Genomic DNA, 17,240 nt, shown 5'->3' on the forward strand with positions numbered 1-17,240 from the left:
ATGCATTCCGAGGTCGGTCGGCCACCCGCCGACCGCCTCGGGTACGACCGGCCCAACTGGCCGATTCCCGCACTACCGCACAGCGAAGTGGACCGCTATGAAACTCGAGCTTCGAGGCATCACCAAGCGATTTGGTGCCTTCACGGCCAACGACAACATCAACCTCACGATCGAGGAGGGCGAAATCCATGCGCTCCTCGGCGAGAACGGTGCTGGCAAGTCGACCCTGATGAACGTGCTCTACGGCCTGTACCAGGCCGATGAGGGCGAGATCCTGCTGGACGACGTCGTCCAGCGCTTCTCCGGTCCTGGCGACGCCATGGCCGCGGGCATCGGCATGGTCCACCAGCACTTCATGCTCATCCCCGTCTTCACCGTCGCGGAGAACCTCATGCTCGGGCACGAGCCGGCCAACGGCGTCGGGGTCCTCGACATCGACAGCGCTCGCCAGAAGGTCCGCGACCTCTCTGCTCAATTCGGCTTCAACATCGACCCAGACGCGCTGGTGGAGCACCTGCCCGTCGGCGCGCAGCAGCGGGTGGAGATCATCAAGGCTCTCTCGCGCGACGCGAAGATCCTCGTCCTGGATGAGCCCACAGCCGTGCTCACGCCGCAGGAGACCGACGAGCTCATCGTCATCATGGACCAGCTCCGCAAGGCGGGCACCTCGATCGTCTTCATCACGCACAAGCTGCGTGAGGTCCGCAAGGTCGCGGACCGCATCACGGTCATCCGCCGAGGCAAGGTCGTCGGGACGGCGCTTCCGAGCGAGTCCAACGAGGAGCTCGCAGCGAAGATGGTCGGCCGCGCGGTTGACCTCGACGTCGACAAGGAAGCACCGAAGCTTGGCGACACGACCTTCGTCGTCTCGGAGCTGACGGTCTTCGACGAGATCGGGGCGAAGCAGGTCGACGAGCTCAGCTTCGAGGTTCGCGAGGGCGAGATCCTCGTCATCGCCGGAGTCCAGGGCAACGGGCAGACGGAACTCACGGAAGCCATCCTCGGCCTGCACAAGAAGGCGCTCGGCTCGATCACCCTTGATGGCAACGAGCTCATCGGCCAGTCGGTCAAGAGGACACTGGATGCCGGCCTCGGCTTCGTGCCGGAGGACCGCACCGAAGACGGCATCGTCGGTGACTTCACGATCGCCGAGAACCTCGTCCTCGACCGCGCCGACCGTCCACCGTTCTCGAACGGCATCGCGCTCAACCTGCGCGAGATCACGGCATTCGCCGAGAAGAACGTCAAGGACTTCGACGTGCGCGCGCCCTCCATCGAGACTGCAGTCGGCCGTCTCTCCGGTGGCAACCAGCAGAAGGTTGTCCTCGCTCGTGAGCTCGGCCGCGACCTGCGGATGTTCATCGCCTCGCAGCCGACTCGCGGACTCGACGTCGGATCGATCGAGTTTGTGCACGAGCAGATCGTGCGCGTGCGCGATTCCGGCATCCCGGTCATCATCGTCTCGACTGAGCTCGATGAAGTTGTGCAGTTGGCGGATCGGATCATGGTCATGTACCAGGGCAAGAGCATGGGAATCGTTGGACCGGAGACGTCTCGCGACGTGCTCGGCCAGATGATGGCAGGGGTTGAGGTATGAGCCAGCTTCAGAACGTGACGGCAGAGACGCCGCCACCACCAGGCACGCAGGTGCCGGTAGCAGCGAGCGAGCAATCGCCGTGGCACGGCCTCTGGCGAGACATCCTCGGAGGCGGACCGCTGCGCTCGATCCTCGCGATCGTGCTCGCGCTGCTCATCGGCTCGCTCCTCGTCGTCTTCACCAGCGATGAGGTTCTCGAGACCACTGGCTACTTCTTCTCCCGCCCGATGGACCTCTTCGCCGCAGCTGGCGGGGTCATCGGCGGCGCGTTCCGCGCGCTGTGGGAAGGCGCGATCTATTCGCCCCGCAACGGCTTCGTCCCGCTGACGAACACGCTCATGTGGGCGACCCCGCTCATCACGGCGGGCCTCGGTGTCGCGTTTGCCTTCCGCGCTGGGCTGTTCAACATCGGTGGCCAGGGCCAGATCCTCATCGCCGCGCTCTTCACGGGCTTCGTCGGCGCAAGCCTGCAGCTTCCCTTTGTCGTGCATGTGCTCGTCGCTGCCTTCGCCGGCATCGTCGGCGGCTCCCTGTGGGCAGGCATCGCAGGCTGGTTGAAGGCGCAGACCGGCGCGCACGAGGTGATCGTCACGATCATGCTCAACTGGATTGCCTTCTGGGGCATCACGTACCTGCTCAAGACCCCGGTCTTCCAGGCGGAAGGTGCCGGCGGAAACGCGAAGGCCAAGCCCATCGTCGAGTCGGCCCAGCTGCCTGACCTCGTGGGTGCCGCCGACTGGGGCTTCATCCTCGCGATCATCGCCGCCTTCGTCTACTGGTGGATCATGGAACGCACGACGGTCGGCTTCAAGGTGCGGGCCGTCGGCCTCAACCCGAGCGCCGCTCGCACAGCCGGTATCAACGTCGCGTTCATCACGTTCCTGACCATGGCGATCGCGGGCGCCTTCATCGGCCTCGCCGGAGCCACGCAGGTGCTCGGTCGCGCGACGGCGGGCTACGACCCAGGCGTGCACGCCGGCATCGGCTTCGACGCCATCACGGTCGCGCTCCTCGGAGCCGGGCACCCCGTCGGCATCATCCTCGCCGGCCTCCTCTTCGGAGCGCTCAAGGCCGGCTCGTTCCCGATGCAGGTCGTCGAGGGCATCCCCATCGACATCGTCGCGGTCATCCAGGGGCTCATCGTGCTCTTCATCGCGGCTCCTCCGCTCATCCGGGCGATCTTCCGCCTGCCGAAGCCTTCCGGCATCCGCCTGCTCGACCGCATCCGCGCGTCGCGCGAGGGTCGGGATGACCCAGACTCCGGCAAGAAGGACGACAGCCGTGGCAAGAAGAACGAGGTGAACGCATGACCGCAGTGACGCCAAGCACCGAGGAGCAGATCCCGGTGGGCGCAAGCACCAAGGCTGAGGTCCGCTCCACACGCAGCTGGAAGGCGCCCATCGCGTACGCCTTCTTCAGCGCGCTTGTGCTCATCGTCTTCGGGTTGCTCGCTCCGTCGGGCGCCTCCAGCACGATCGACCTGAACTCTGACGGCGTGCCGATCAAGTTCGACCCGCTGGTTCTTCCGACCATGGTCACCAACCTCGTCATCGGCGTGATCCTCGCCGGCATCACGGTGGTCGCGTTCCTGCGCACCGCGGCAGGCGGCAAGCTGCCGATGTGGGTCATGGTGGTCTTCGGCATCCTCTGGGTGTGGGCGCTCATCGTCTTCATCGGCGCCAACGCCAACGTGCCGCTCACCTGGCTCCTCACGGGTACGCTCGCGATCTCGACGCCACTGATCTTCGGATCCATGGCGGGCCTCGTGTCCGAGCGCGTCGGCGTTGTGAACATCGCAATCGAGGGGCAGCTCCTCGCCGGCGCGTTCACGTCGGCGCTCATCGGCTCGATGACGGGCAACCCGTTCCTCGGCCTCCTCGGCGCGATACTCGCCGGCATGCTCGTGTCGCTCATCCTCGCCGTCTTCTCGATCCGCTACCTGGTCGAACAGGTTGTGGTCGGTGTTGTCATCAACATGCTTGTCATCGGCCTGACGAACTTCCTCTACTCGGGCGTCATGACGCGCGACAGCGGCTTCCTCAACACAATCGCGCAGAACGAGAAGTACCCTCGCTTCGCGATTCCGCTGCTGAGCGACATCCCGGTCATCGGCCCGCTGCTCTTCGACAACACGTTCATCGTCTACCTGATGTTCCTCACCGTGCCCGCGCTCACCTTCGCGCTTTTCAAGACCCGCTGGGGTCTTCGTCTCCGCGCCGTCGGCGAGCACCCGAAGGCGGCGGACACGGTTGGCATCAAGGTCAACAAGACGCGTTTCTGGAATGTCATGCTCTCCGGCGCCATCGCCGGCGCAGGCGGCAGCTTCTTCACGCTCGGAAGCGTCGGATCGTTCAGCCAGGAGATGACAAGCGGTCAGGGCTATATCGCCCTCGCGGCCCTCATCTTCGGACGCTGGCACCCGGTCTACGCCACCCTCGCCGCGCTGCTCTTCGGGTTCGCCTCGAACCTGAAGACGCTCGTGAGCCAGGTCGGCGCGAACATCCCACCCGAGTTCATGGCAATGATCCCGTACATCGTGACGATCCTCGCGGTCGCCGGATTCGTTGGCCAGTCCCGCGGCCCCGCCGCCGCGGGCAAACCCTACGTGAAGGCATAGGCAGCTATGACAGCAACAGGAACCGAAGCGCTCGAGCCCGACTGGGCAGCGCTCCGTGAAGCCGCGCGCGACATCATGACGAAGGCGTACGCGCCCTACTCGAACTACTCGGTTGGCGCGGCCGCGCTTGTCGACGACGGTCGGATCGTCGTCGGCTGCAACGTCGAGAACGCGAGCTACGGCGTCGGCCTGTGCGCCGAGTGCGGACTCGTCTCCGCCCTGCAGGCGAGCGGGGGAGGCAAGCTGGTCGCCTTCACCTGCTGCAACGGAGACGGCGACGTCATCATGCCGTGCGGCCGCTGCCGCCAGCTGCTGTACGAGTTCTCGGCACCGGGGATGCTCCTCGACACCGTCTCGGGCATCCGCACCATCGACCAGGTACTGCCGGACGCGTTCGGCCCAAGAGATCTCGAAAGGATCGCATGAGCTCCACCCCCACCCAGTCCGCAATCGAGGCGTTCGACGCCGTCGACCTCATCAAGGCAAAGCGTGACGGCCGTGCGCTGTCGACGCCGGAGATCGACTGGCTCATCTCGCGCTACGCGAATGGCTACGTGGGCGACGAGCAGATGGCCGCGATGGCGATGGCGATCTTCCTCAACGGCATGGAGCGCACCGAGATCCGCGACATGACGCTCGCGATGATCGCCTCGGGTGAGCGGATGAACTTCGACGGGCTTGGCAAGGTCACCGTCGACAAGCACTCCACTGGTGGTGTCGGCGACAAGATCACGCTCCCGCTCATGCCGCTCGTCGCGTCGTTCGGGGTCGCAGTGCCGCAGCTCTCCGGCCGAGGGCTCGGACACACGGGCGGAACACTCGACAAGCTCGAAGCCATCCCAGGATGGCGGGCCGAGCTCTCCAACGAAGAGATGTTCACTCTCCTCCAGGAGATCGGCGGCGTCATCTGCGCGGCAGGCGCAGGCCTCGCCCCCGCAGACAAGAAGCTGTACGCGCTCCGCGACATCACGGGAACGGTCGAGTGCATCCCGCTCATCGCCTCGAGCATCATGTCGAAGAAGATCGCGGAGGGCACCGACTCACTCGTGCTCGACGTGAAGTTCGGCTCCGGCTCGTTCATGGGCGACATCGAGCGTTCGCGTGCGCTCGCCGAGACGATGGTCGCGCTCGGCGAGGATGCCGGTGTGCGCACCTCTGCGCTGCTCACGAACATGAACGTGCCGCTCGGTCTCGCGATCGGCAACGCCAACGAGGTGCGCGAATCGGTCGAGGTGCTCGCCGGTGGCGGACCCGCCGACGTCGTCGAGCTCACGGTCGAGCTGGCTCGCGAGATGCTCCGCCTGGCTGGCAAGCCTGACGCCGACGTTGAAGGTGCGCTGAAGAACGGCGCGGCGATGGACGTGTGGCGTCGGTGGGTCTCGGCGCAGGATGGCGACCCGGATGGGGTGCTGCCCGTTGCACGCGAGACGCATGAAGTACGCGCCGACCGCGACGGTGTGCTCGTCCGCCAGGAAGCTCTGCCGTTCGGAATCGCGGCCTGGCGCCTGGGAGCAGGGCGCGCGCGCAAGCAGGACCCGGTCATCCACTCGGCAGGCATCGACCTCGTCGCGAAACCGGGCGATGCCGTGAAGAAGGGGGATGTGCTCTTCACACTCTCGGCCGAGGATGCGGCCCGCTTCCCTCGCGCGCTCGACGCGCTCGAGGGTGCCTACGAGATCGGCGACGCCGGGTCGGAGATCCTGACGGGCGGTCCACTCATCGCGGGCCGCGTCGGCGCAGAGTAGTCCTCGTGGAGGTGTGGAGAAGGGAAACCTTCTCCACACCGCCACGCCAGGTCGCGCGCTGGTTGCCTCCGCCAGATAGAATCATGGCTCTGGACGGCTGCATTTTCTGGATCGCGGCCACATTCGAAGGGGAACACCGTGTCTGTGCAGAGCTCCGCGCCATACGACGAGGACGATTTCACGCTGCGAGACGGCACCAACATCCGCGCGCTGCCCAAGGTGTCGCTGCATGACCACCTCGACGGTGGACTGCGCGCCCAGACAATCATCGAGCTCGCTGACGAAATCGGCCTCGACCTCCCGGCGGCGAACGCACCAGAGCTAGCCAACTGGTTCGCCGACCAGTCCGATTCTGGTTCGCTTGTCGAGTACCTGAAGACCTTCGACGTGACCACCGCGGTCATGCAGACCTCCCACGGCCTGCGCCGCGTCGCCCGTGACTTCGTCAACGACCTCGGCGCCGACGGTGTCGTGTACGGCGAGGTGCGTTGGGCTCCCGAACAGCACCTCAAGCGCGGTCTGAGTCTTGACGATGCCGTCAACGCGGTCCAGGCTGGCATCAACGAGGGCATCGATGACGTGCGCTCGCGCGGCTTGCGCATCCGGGTCGGTCAGCTCGTGAGCGCGATGCGCCACGCCGGCAACGGGCTTGAGATCGCGAAGCTCGCGGTCCGCCACCGCGAGCAGGGCGTCGTCGGCTTCGACATCGCGGGACCGGAAGACGGCTTCCCGCCCAGCAACCTGCAAGAGGCGTTCGACTACCTCATGTCTGAGCGCTTCCCCACGACGGTCCACGCCGGCGAAGCGGCCGGGCTCGACTCCATCGAGAGCGCGCTCTTCGACGCGCACGCCCTGCGCCTCGGCCACGGCGTGCGCATCGCCGAGGACATCGACCTCGAGGGCGAAGACGCGGACGGCACGTACGTGTCCCTCGGAAGGCTCGCCCAGTGGGTGCGGGACCGCCGCATCCCTCTGGAGCTCAGCCCTTCGTCCAACCTGCAGACCGGCGCGATCACTGCGTGGGGCGAGAGCATCGACGACCACCCCTTCGACCTGCTGTACCAGCTTGGATTCACGGTGACCGTTAACACGGACAACCGACTCATGAGCGCGACGAGCATCTCGCGAGAGCTCACGCTGCTGGCCGACACCTTCGACTACGACCTTGCCGACCTGGAGACGTTCCAGCTGAATGCCGCCGAAGGCGCCTTCCTGCCGATCGAAGACCGCGAAGAGCTGGCCGAGATCGTGAGCGAAGGGTTCGACGAGGCGGGAGCATGAACGCGCAGGCCACCCCTGAGCTGCAGTTCGACCCCACTAGCGTGCGCCTCGCGGAGCACGCCCTCGACTGGCGGCAGGCCGTCGGGCAGATGGGGGAGCTGCTCGCCGAGCGCGGATTCGCGAAGCGCGGCTACACGAGCAACATGGTCCGCGTCATCGAGCGCTTCGGCCCCTATGTCGTCGTCGGTCCAGGCGTCGCCCTGGTGCACGCTCGGCCAGGCGAGGAGACGATCGAGAACGGTCTCGCCGTCATCACGTACCCGGAGGGTGTGGGCTTCGGCCACGCGCGCTACGACCCTGTGAAGGTGGTCGTCGGCATGACCGCGACAAGTGCATCCGAGCACCTGAAGCTCATCGCGGCACTCGCGAAGACCTTCGACAACGACGCGGTCCTCGGTGAACTCATCGCCGTGGAATCGTCCGAGGAGCTTGTCGAGCTGCTTAAGCCGAGGCTCGTCGCAGCTGGGCTGCTCATCGCCTGAGGCTTTCCACGGTGGATGCGTGATCGGCCGCCGTCGGTTCGCGGAGGGCTGGCTCGAGTCACCCACTGTCGTGTCCGATTTCCGCGAGCGATGGTCAGTCGAACCTGCCAGACTCCTCGCATGGCAAGCACCAACCTGACCGGAGAAGACCGGTACCGCGCGATCCTCGCCAAGGACCGCCGCTTCGACGGGCAGTTCATCACCGCCGTCGGCTCGACCGGCATCTACTGCCGCCCGAGCTGCCCGGCGCGCACGCCGAAGCGTGAGAACGTCACCTTCTATCCGACGAGCGCGGCGGCGCATGAGGCCGGCTATCGGGCCTGCAAGCGCTGCCTGCCAGACGCCGCGCCCGGAGATCCGGCGTGGAACGTGCGCGGCGATGTCGCTGGCCGGGCGATGCGTCTCATCGCGGACGGTGTCGTCGAGCGCGAGGGCGTCTCTGGCCTCGCGGCGCGACTCGGCTACTCCTCGCGTCACCTCGGCCGTGTGCTCACGGCGGAGCTCGGCGCGGGTCCACTCGCCCTCGCTCGCGCCCAGCGCGCGCGCACGGCTGCGTCGCTGCTCGCCGCAACAGAACTGGGGCTCGCAGATGTGGCGTTCGCGGCGGGTTTCGCCAGCGTCCGTCAGTTCAACGAGACCGTGCAAGAAGTGTTCCAATTGACGCCGACGCGTGTCCGCGAGCGATCACGCGGACGATTTACAGCAGTGGGCTGGCCCGCCAGGGCCGCCTCCGGCAGCGGCCTCGCGCTCGGGGACGCTACCGTTCCGCTGACGCTCGCCCTCGTCTACCGCGAGCCGTACGACGCGGCGGGCGTCTTCGCGTGGCTTCGCGAGCGTGCCATCGCCGGCGTCGAGGTCGCGAGCGAAAGCAGCTACGAGCGCAGCCTGAGCCTGCCAGGGGGCCCCGCCTGGTTCGGGGTGGATGAGGACGGCTCGCAGCCGTCCTCGCTGCGGCTTCGCGCGCGGCTTACCGACCTCAGCGACCTGCAGACCCTCGTCACTCGTGTGCGACGGCTCTTCGATCTGGATGCCGACCCGGCTGCCATCGACGGCGCGCTCTGCGTGCATCCGGCAATCGCGGAGCGCGTTCGACTCCGCCCCGGCAGGCGCCTGCCGGGCGCAGTTGACCCCGACGAGATGCTGTTCCGCGCCATCATCGGGCAGCAGATCACCGTCTCGGCGGCTCGGACGGCCCTCGGGCGGCTCGCGGCTCGTGCCGGAACGTCGCTGGCAAAGGACGACGACGTCGTGGAGACCACAGGGGGTCAGGCTGTGACGCGCCTCTTCCCAAGCGCATCCGCCATCGCTGAGCTCGGGGAGGAGTCGTTCGCGGGCCCGAGGTCTCGGTCTGCGACGATCACGAGTGTCGCGGAGGCGCTCGCGAGCGGGGAGCTTCGGCTCTCAGCGGGTGACGACGTCGGCGAACAGCACGCGGCGCTCACAGCGTTCAAGGGCATCGGGGACTGGACGGCGGGTTACGTCAGCATGCGAGTCCTCGGGAACCCCGACGTGCTCCTCACGGGCGATGTCGCCCTGCGCAGCGGAGCGAAGGCTCTTGGGCTGCCGTCGGAGCCCAGACAACTTATCGAGGCCGCGGAGCCGTTCAGGCCGTGGCGCAGCTACCTCTCGCTCCACCTCTGGGGAGCGACCCCGCCCAGAACACGGACAGGCGACAAGAAGAGCGCCGTCGCACAGACCACACCTCTCACTACGGAGACTCCAGCATGAGCGCACACACCATCACCAACACGCCCACCCAGGGCCGCGGCGTCATCGAGACGATCAGCACGCCAGACGGCCCCTTCACGATCATCGCCCGAGAGTCCGACGGCGCCGTGCTCTCCTCCGGTTGGAGTGAAGATGAGCAGCGCGTATTGGCCCGCATCGCTCCGAAGGCCAGGCCTGCTGCCCTTGTACGGGGTAGCGCCGCCGCCTCCGCGGCAGTTCGGGCCTACTACGACGGGCAGCTCGACGCCATCGACGACGTACTGGTTGCCCAGTTCGGAGCTGAGTTTCGGATGCAGGGCTGGCTTGGCCTGCGCGACATCGCACCAGGGCATCCGCTCACGTACACGGAGTTCGCGACCGCCCTCGGGCGGCCGACCGCTGTTCGGGCCGCTGCTAGTGTGTGCGCCTCCAACGCCCCGGCGCTCTTCGTTCCGTGCCACCGCGTCCTGCGCTCGGACGGCACGCTCGGCGGTTTCGCCTGGGGCGTCGACGTGAAGCGTTCGCTCCTGCAGCGCGAACTCGCCCACGCCGCCTGACGCGCGCATCCGTTCGCTACTGTGTTCGCCCGTGTTGGCCTGTGTTGGCACGTGTCCGCAACGGCGCTCTGCCTTAACGCTGCCCACCTCCCCAGACTCGGGATGGCTGCGGGCGCCGGGGCGGGAACGACAGCGAGGGTTGGAAGGCAAGAACGGCAAGAGCCCCTCGGGGCGGAAAGATCTCCAACCCGAGGGGCTCTGTGGATGCGAAGTGCGCCGCCTACGCGGTCGTGAGCGTCACGCGGAGCGCTTCGCCGGCGGCCGCGGCTTTCGCCTCAGCGTCTGCGGCGCGCTCGGCTGGTGAGCCGACTTCGCTCGAGGCGTCGACGTAGACCTTGATCTTCGGCTCGGTTCCTGATGGGCGCACCATGACGCGGGTGCCGTCGGCGAGCTGGTAGCGCAGCAGGTCGATGGGCACCTCGTCACCGGAGAGGTCGCCGGTCTCGGTGACCGCGACGCCACCGACCTCGCTCGGGGTGTGGCTGCGCAGCACCGCCATGACGCGCGGGATCTCGGTGATGTCGTCGAAGCGCACCGAGACCTGTGTCGACACGAACGTGCCGAACCGCTCCGCGAACGCGTCGTCGTGGTCGATGAGCGTGCGCCCCTCAGCCTGCAGCCCCATGATGAGCTCGAGGATCGCGACGGAGGCGGAGATGCCGTCCTTGTCGTGCACGGTCTCGGGGTTGACGAGGTACCCGAGGGCTTCCTCGTAGCCGTAGAGGATGTTGGCGGCGCGAGAGATCCACTTGAATCCGGTCGGCGTCTCCGCGTAGTCGAGGCCGTACTCCTGCGCGATGCGCCCGAGCGCGGGGGCTGAGACGACGGATGTCGCGAGCGTGCCGTGCACGCCGTCCGCCTTCGCCTGCTCGGCGGCGCGCCAGCCGAGGATCTTGCCGATGTCGTTGCCACCGAACCTGCGCCACCCGGATGTGTCCTTGACTGCGACCGCGAGCCTGTCGGCGTCCGGGTCGTGCGCGATGACGAGGTCGATGCCGGCAGCATCGGCCGTCTCGTAGGCGAGATCCAGGGCGCCGGGCTCCTCGGGGTTCGGGAAATCGAGCGTCGGGAATGAGCCGTCGGGTTCCACCTGCTGCGCGACGACGACGGGCTCGGAAATGCCGAGCGCGCTGACGACGGCCCTGAAGGTCTCCCAGCCGACGCCGTGCAGCGGCGTGTACACGAAGCGGACGTCGCGCGGTGTGCCCCGCAACAGTGCCGCCGTGGCCGAGACGTACTCGCTCACGATGGAGTCGTCTGCAGTGGCGTACCCGGTCGAGCGCGGGATCTCGGGCACCGTCGTGCCAGCTGCGACGGCGGAGATGGCCGAGGCGATCTCGAGGTCGACTGGGGCGACGATCTGCGAACCGTCGTCGGCGCCGCCGAGGTAGACCTTGTAGCCGTTGTCCCACTTCGGGTTGTGCGACGCGGTGACCATGACGCCGGCTGATGCGCCGAGGCGGCGCACCGCGAAGGCCAGCACGGGGGTCGGCAGCTGTCTCGGCAGGATCGTGGCGGTCACGCCTGCGGCCTGCATGATCTCAGCCGTGTCCTCGGCGAAGCGCCTCGAGTTGTTGCGAGCGTCGTAGCCGATGACGATCGACGGCGACTCCTCGCGCGAGATCAGGAAGTCGGCGAAACCACGCGCGGCCTGGGCGACAAGCACCCGGTTCATCCGGTTGGGTCCGGCTCCGAGCCTGCCGCGGAGGCCCGCGGTCCCGAATGCGAGTCGGGCGGAGAACCGGTCGTGCAGTTCGCGCCACGCGTCGGCCCGCTCGCTCGTGTCCGTGTCCTCGATCGCGGTCAGCTCGGGGGACACGTCGCCCGCCGTGTCGAGCAGCTGCTGCAGCTCGGCGCGCGTGACCTCGTCGGGGTCTTGGGCAAGCCACGCGATCGCGTTGTGGCGCAGCGCGACCTGAAGCTGACGTGCGAGGCCGCTCATCAGAGCTTCACCACGATCTGCGAGAGCAGCTCGGCGAGGTCGGCTTCGGCGGCCTTGCCGGCCTCCAGCACCTCGGTGTGGCTCAGCGGGTTGGGCGAGACGCCGGCCGCCGGGTTCGTGATGAGCGACATGCCCAGGACCTCCATGCCCGCCTCGCGAGCGGCAATGGCCTCCAGCGCCGTCGACATGCCGACGATGTCGCCGCCGATCGTGCGGGCCATCTTGACCTCGGCGGGGGTCTCGTAGTGCGGTCCGCGGAACTGCACGTAGACGCCCTCGTCGAGGTCGCGCACGGTGAGTGCCAGCTCGCGCAGGCGGGCCGAGTACAGGTCGGTCAGGTCGATGAACGTCGCCCCCTCGAGGGGCGAGTCGGCCGTGAGGTTGATGTGATCAGAGATGAGGACCGGCGTGCCGGGGCCCCACTCTGGTCGCACGCCACCCGCGCCGTTCGTGAGGATCATGACGGAGGCGCCCGCGGCGGCCGCGGTGCGCACGGAGTGCACGACTCGGCGAACGCCCTTGCCCTCGTAGTAGTGGGTTCGTGCGGCGATGACCAGCGCGTGCTTGCCGTTCGCGAGGCGAATCGAGCGGAGTGTGCCCGAGTGGCCCGGGATGTCGGACTTCGCGAATCCGGGCACCTCGCCGGCCGGGATGGTCGCGATCGTCTCACCGAGCATCTCGGCAGTTTGACCCCATCCGCTGCCGAGCGTGAGCGCGATGTCGTGACGTTCGACACCCGTCTTCTCGGCGATGACCGCTGCAGCTGCCTGCGCGAATTCGAAGGGTGAGGTGGCTGGATCGTCGATCGAGGCTGATTCGTGCGTTGACATGCTCACCAGAGTAGCGACCGGGACGCGGCCAGCGGGGAGCACGAGCGGATGAACTCCAGGCTCGTCAGGAAACGGTCCGGATACCCTCCCGGTTTGGCGGGTTCATGCGGGAGGAGGACAATAGCCGCATGGCCACGCCTTTTGATCGCAAGCACCGCATCGTCGTCGTCGGCGGGGGGCCAGGCGGGTATGAAGCCGCACTCTCGGCAGCCCGCCTCGGCGCAGACGTCACTCTCATCGAACGTGTCGGCGTCGGGGGCTCCGCCGTCCTCACCGACGTCGTCCCCTCCAAGACGCTGATCGCGAGCGCGGAGGCCGCAACCGCGATCCGCGAGTCGGGCGAACTCGGCGTGCAGTTCTTCGCGAAGGGCGACACGGGCAAGCCGCTCAAGCCCGAAGTCGCGGTGAACCTCTCGAAGCTCAACAAGCGCCTGCTGCGCCTCGCGCAGAACCAGTCGGATGACATGCAGCGCACCCTCGAGGAGGCTGGCGTCAACGTCATCCAGGGCGAGGGCAAGCTCGATGGCAACTCGGCGGTCACCGTCGGAACGGGCTCTGGCGGGCAGGACTTCGACCGCATCGAGTTCGACTCGGCCGTGATCTCGGTGGGTGCTCGCCCGCGCACGCTCGACTCGTGCAAGCCGGACGGGGAGCGCATCCTCACGTGGACGCAGCTCTACAACCTGAAGGAGATGCCGAGCCATCTCATCGTCGTCGGCTCCGGCGTAACCGGGGCAGAGTTCGCCTCCGCGTACTCGGCCCTCGGCTCGAAGGTCACGCTCGTCTCGAGCCGCGACCGCGTGCTCCCGAACGAGGATGCCGATGCTGCCGACGTCATCGAGGATGTCTTCAAGCGCGGCGGCATGACCGTGCTCTCCAAGGCTCGTGCGGCAACCGTGGTCCGCGACGGCAACGAGGTCGTGGCGACGCTCGACGACGGGCGTGAGGTGCGCGGCTCGCACTGCCTCATCGCGGTCGGTTCGATCCCGAACACGTCCGGAATCGGCCTCGAGGAGGCCGGCGTCGAGGTATCTCCCTCTGGCCACATCCGCGTGAACCGTGTCGCGCGCACTTCGGTGCCGAACATCTACGCGGCTGGCGACTGCACGGAATTCTTCCCGCTCGCCTCCGTCGCCTCGACACAGGGGCGCACGGCGGTCTTCCACGCGCTCGGCGACGAGGTGCGGCCGATCAACCTCCGCAACGTCGCCTCGAACATCTTCACGTACCCGGAGATCGCGACGGTCGGCTGGCAACAGCGCTCCATTGAGGACGGCACCCGCGAGGGCCGCGTCTACAAGCTGCCGCTGAACGAGAACCCGCGCGCCAAGATGCAGGGCGTCCGCGACGGCTTCGTGAAGCTCATCGCTGGCAACGACCTCGGAACCGTCATCGGCGGCGTCATCGTGGCGCCGCGCGCATCGGAGCTGGTCCTCCCGCTCTCGATCGCGATCGAGCAGCGCCTCACCGTCGACCAGGTCGCGCGCGCTTGGGCGGTTTACCCGTCGCTCGCGAGCAGCATCTCCGACGCAGCCCGCGCCATGCACATGCCCTACGCGGAGCAGACGAAGGGCTGAGCGCGGAGCAGACGAAGAGCTAGCAGGCAGGCAACCGATAGCGGATGCTCGGGGCTCGGCACGCGTGCCGGCCCCGGGCATCCGCCGTCTGCTTTCAACGCTTGGCCTAGGGCTCGATTGCTCGAGTTAGGCCCCGAAGTACTCGTTCCAGATGTCGAACGCGAGCTTCACGAAGAGCACGGCGACGACGATGAGGAACACCCAGCGGATGAGCTTGCTCCCGCCGCGGATGGCCGTGCGCGCGCCGAGGTAGCCGCCTGCCACGTTGGAGACTGCGAGCACGGCGCCGAGCGCCCACAGCACGTAGCCCTGCGGGGCGAAGAACAGCAGCGCGCCCAGGTTCGTTCCGAAGTTGACGATCTTCGCCTTCGCGCTTGCCTGCAGGAACGAGTAGCCGAGGAGCGACACGAGCGCGATGACAAGGAACGAGCCGGTCCCCGGCCCGAGCACACCGTCGTAGACGCCGATCGCGAAGCCGATGAGGCCGGCGACGACGTGGTGCTTCCGCCCCTCGTACTTGAGCTTGTCGAGCTGGCCGACGCTCGGCTTGAACGCCGTGAAGATGCCGATGCCGAGGATGGCGACGGCGATGATGGGCTTGAATGCTGCTGCCGGGATGCTCGAGGCGAGGATCGCCCCGCCGTAGGCCCCGAAGAGCGCGATCGCCGCCATCGGCAGCGCAGTGCGCAGGTCGGGCTTCACCCGTCTGAAGTACGTGATCGAGCTGGTGGTGGTGCCGGCGATGCTGCCGAGCTTGTTGGTCGCGAGCGCCTGCACCGGCGTGACGCCGGGCAGTGTGAGGAGCATCGTGAGCTGGATCAGCCCGCCGCCCCCGACCACCGCATCCACCCAGCCAGCCGCGAAGCCGCCCGCGATGACCAGCGCGAGCAGCCAGCCGTTGAATCCCTCAAGTCCGGTGAACGACTCGAGCCAGCTCGGGTCGCTCGCCGCGAGCGTCGCGTCGAGCGGAGAGGAGAGCAGGGTGGATGTCAGGAAGGAAGCGTCGAGCACCTGTTGAGGCTACTCGGCGTCTGCGAGCTCGAGGAGCTTCGTGCCGCTCGAGACCGTCTCGCCCGCCGCGCCGCTGATGGATGCGACGATGCCGTCGCGCGGAGCCTGGATGGGCTGCTCCATCTTCATGGCTTCGAGCACGACGAGCAGGTCGCCCTTGACGACCCTCTGTCCCTCTTCGACGGCGAACTTCACGATCGTCGCCTGCATGGGGGCGGTGATGTCGCCGCTCGAGTGCGTCTCGACGTTGGTGTGCGAGCGGCGCTTGGGAGCGTGACCGGCCATGGTGCGGCCGGCCCCGCCGTGGCCTGCGCCGGTGACGGCGAGCAGGCGCTCTGGCAGGGACACTTCGAGGCGCTTGTCGTTGACCTCGACGACCACGTTGCGGCGGGCGACGGGCTCGTTGACGTCGCCGGCTTCGCCGCCCCATGGCTCGAGGGTGTTGTTGTACTCGGTCTCGATCCAGCTCGTGTAGACGCCGAACTCGCCGTTCTCGGCGGTGAAGGCGGGGTCGCGCACCACGGAGCGGTGGAAGGGCAGCACGGTTGGCATGCCGTTCAGCTCGAAGTCCTCGAGCGCGCGGCGGGAACGCTCGAGCGCCTCCTCGCGGGTTGCCCCCGTGACGATGAGCTTCGCGAGCAGCGAGTCGAAGGCGCCGGAGACGACGTCGCCCTCGCGGACTCCGGAGTCGACGCGGACGCCAGGGCCACCGGGAACGCGGAAGGTCGTGACGGTTCCGGGCGCCGGGAAGAAGCCGCGGCCCGGGTCCTCACCGTTGATGCGGAACTCGAAGGAGTGGCCGGTGACCCGCGGGTCGTCGTAGCCGAGCGCTTCGCCCTGAGCGATACGGAACTGCTCGCGCACGAGGTCGATGCCCGTGACCTCTTCTGAGACCGGATGCTCGACCTGGAGGCGGGTGTTGACCTCGAGGAACGCGACGGTCCCGTCGGAAGCGAGCAGGAACTCGCAGGTCCCGGCTCCGACGTAGCCGACCTCCTTGAGGATGGCCTTCGACGCGCGACGCATCTCGGCTTCCTGTTCTGCCGTGATGAAGGGGGCTGGCGCCTCTTCGACGAGTTTCTGGTGGCGGCGCTGCAGCGAGCAGTCGCGAGTCGAGACGACAACGACGTTGCCGTGTGCGTCGGCGAGGCACTGCGTCTCGACGTGGCGGGGCTTGTCGAGGTACTTCTCGACGAAGCACTCGCCGCGTCCGAAGGCCGTGATGGCCTCGCGGGTGGCGGATTCGAAGAGCTCGGTCACCTCGTCGCGCTCGCGTGCGACCTTGAGGCCTCGACCGCCGCCGCCGAAGGCAGCCTTGATGGCGACGGGCAGGCCGTGGATATCGATGAAGGCGAGCACCTCATCAGGACCCTCGACGGGGTTGAGCGTGCCTGGTGCGAGCGGTGCGCCCACCTTCTCGGCGACGTGGCGCGCGGTGACCTTGTCTCCCAGTGCCTCGATGGCTTCGGGGGAGGGGCCGATCCAGGTGAGGCCCTGGCCGATGACGGCGCGGGCGAAGTCGGCATTCTCTGCGAGGAAGCCGTAGCCGGGATGCACGGCGTCTGCGCCGGAGCGGCGGGCGATCGAGAGCAGCTTGTCGATCACGAGATACGTCTCGGCACTGGTCGATCCGCGCAGCGCGTAGGCCTCGTCGGCGAGGCGAACGTGAGGGGCGTCACGGTCCTGGTCTGCGTACACGGCGACGGAGGTGATACCCGCGTCTCGAGCCGCTCGTGCGATGCGTACGGCGATTTCGCCACGGTTGGCGATGAGGAGCTTCGAGATTCGCGACATGGTTCCTAAGCCTATTGAGGTCGGGGCGGCCGGATTTGGCTCGATTCGACAAACTTATCCGGAGAAGGTTGTCAGATGCGCGCGGTTGGAGGTTCTCACC

14 protein-coding genes are annotated in these 17,240 nt (G+C 67.5%); 10 read left to right on the forward strand and 4 right to left on the reverse strand.

Annotated features, from left to right (window positions below; translation table 11 throughout):
- The first annotated feature begins 97 nt into the window (after positions 1–97).
- The 9 genes from C5B85_RS10365 (at position 98) to C5B85_RS10405 (ending at position 9,986) form a co-directional block, all read left to right on the forward strand.
- Positions 98–1,597, forward strand: a complete 1,500-nt coding sequence (locus C5B85_RS10365) for an ABC transporter ATP-binding protein (RefSeq protein WP_104285942.1) — start codon at positions 98–100, stop codon at positions 1,595–1,597.
- Positions 1,594–2,907 (forward strand): ABC transporter permease, encoded by a 1,314-nt coding sequence (locus C5B85_RS10370; protein ID WP_104285943.1) that lies wholly within the window; start codon positions 1,594–1,596, stop codon positions 2,905–2,907. The genes C5B85_RS10365 and C5B85_RS10370 overlap by 4 nt, the downstream gene beginning before the upstream one ends.
- Positions 2,904–4,214, forward strand: coding sequence for an ABC transporter permease (locus C5B85_RS10375; protein ID WP_104285944.1), 1,311 nt, complete (start codon positions 2,904–2,906; stop codon positions 4,212–4,214). Before C5B85_RS10370 ends, C5B85_RS10375 begins: the two co-directional genes overlap by 4 nt.
- Before the next feature lie 6 nt (positions 4,215–4,220).
- Entirely contained in the window at positions 4,221–4,640 is a 420-nt protein-coding gene (locus tag C5B85_RS10380; protein WP_104285945.1) for a cytidine deaminase, read from the forward strand.
- Positions 4,637–5,959 (forward strand): thymidine phosphorylase, encoded by a 1,323-nt coding sequence (locus C5B85_RS10385; RefSeq protein WP_104285946.1) that lies wholly within the window; start codon positions 4,637–4,639, stop codon positions 5,957–5,959. The genes C5B85_RS10380 and C5B85_RS10385 overlap by 4 nt, the downstream gene beginning before the upstream one ends.
- A 138-nt stretch (positions 5,960–6,097) precedes the next feature.
- Positions 6,098–7,240 (forward strand): adenosine deaminase, encoded by a 1,143-nt coding sequence (locus tag C5B85_RS10390; protein ID WP_258070716.1) that lies wholly within the window; start codon positions 6,098–6,100, stop codon positions 7,238–7,240.
- On the forward strand, positions 7,237–7,722 hold the full coding sequence (locus tag C5B85_RS10395) for a PTS sugar transporter subunit IIA (protein ID WP_104285947.1): 486 nt from the start codon (positions 7,237–7,239) through the stop codon (positions 7,720–7,722). Before C5B85_RS10390 ends, C5B85_RS10395 begins: the two co-directional genes overlap by 4 nt.
- Positions 7,723–7,842: 120 nt before the next feature.
- The gene (locus tag C5B85_RS10400) at positions 7,843–9,450 is read left to right on the forward strand and encodes a DNA-3-methyladenine glycosylase 2 family protein (RefSeq protein WP_104285948.1); all 1,608 of its coding nucleotides are present in this window, start codon (positions 7,843–7,845) and stop codon (positions 9,448–9,450) included.
- Positions 9,447–9,986, forward strand: coding sequence for a methylated-DNA--[protein]-cysteine S-methyltransferase (locus tag C5B85_RS10405; protein ID WP_104285949.1), 540 nt, complete (start codon positions 9,447–9,449; stop codon positions 9,984–9,986). The genes C5B85_RS10400 and C5B85_RS10405 overlap by 4 nt, the downstream gene beginning before the upstream one ends.
- 220 nt (positions 9,987–10,206) lie before the next feature.
- Here the strand turns inward: C5B85_RS10405 and C5B85_RS10410 are convergent, their stop codons facing one another.
- Entirely contained in the window at positions 10,207–11,928 is a 1,722-nt protein-coding gene (locus C5B85_RS10410; RefSeq protein WP_104285950.1) for a phospho-sugar mutase, read from the reverse strand.
- Positions 11,928–12,758, reverse strand: a complete 831-nt coding sequence (locus C5B85_RS10415) for a purine-nucleoside phosphorylase (RefSeq protein ID WP_104286000.1) — start codon at positions 12,756–12,758, stop codon at positions 11,928–11,930. The genes C5B85_RS10410 and C5B85_RS10415 overlap by 1 nt, the downstream gene beginning before the upstream one ends.
- Before the next feature lie 128 nt (positions 12,759–12,886).
- Here C5B85_RS10415 and C5B85_RS10420 point away from each other — a divergent pair, with 128 nt between their 5' ends.
- Positions 12,887–14,335, forward strand: coding sequence for an NAD(P)H-quinone dehydrogenase (locus C5B85_RS10420; protein ID WP_104285951.1), 1,449 nt, complete (start codon positions 12,887–12,889; stop codon positions 14,333–14,335).
- A gap of 126 nt (positions 14,336–14,461) precedes the next feature.
- Here the strand turns inward: C5B85_RS10420 and C5B85_RS10425 are convergent, their stop codons facing one another.
- Positions 14,462–15,226: a TSUP family transporter gene (locus tag C5B85_RS10425; protein WP_104286001.1), complete on the reverse strand. Its 765-nt coding sequence runs from the start codon at positions 15,224–15,226 to the stop codon at positions 14,462–14,464.
- 129 nt (positions 15,227–15,355) lie between these two features.
- Entirely contained in the window at positions 15,356–17,140 is a 1,785-nt protein-coding gene (locus C5B85_RS10430) for a biotin carboxylase N-terminal domain-containing protein (RefSeq protein ID WP_104285952.1), read from the reverse strand.
- Between the last annotated feature and the right edge of the window lie 100 nt (positions 17,141–17,240).

Origin of the sequence: Pseudoclavibacter sp. AY1F1 (assembly GCF_002931075.1) — a bacterium.
In the GTDB taxonomy this organism is placed as follows: Bacteria; Actinomycetota; Actinomycetes; order Actinomycetales; family Microbacteriaceae; genus Pseudoclavibacter.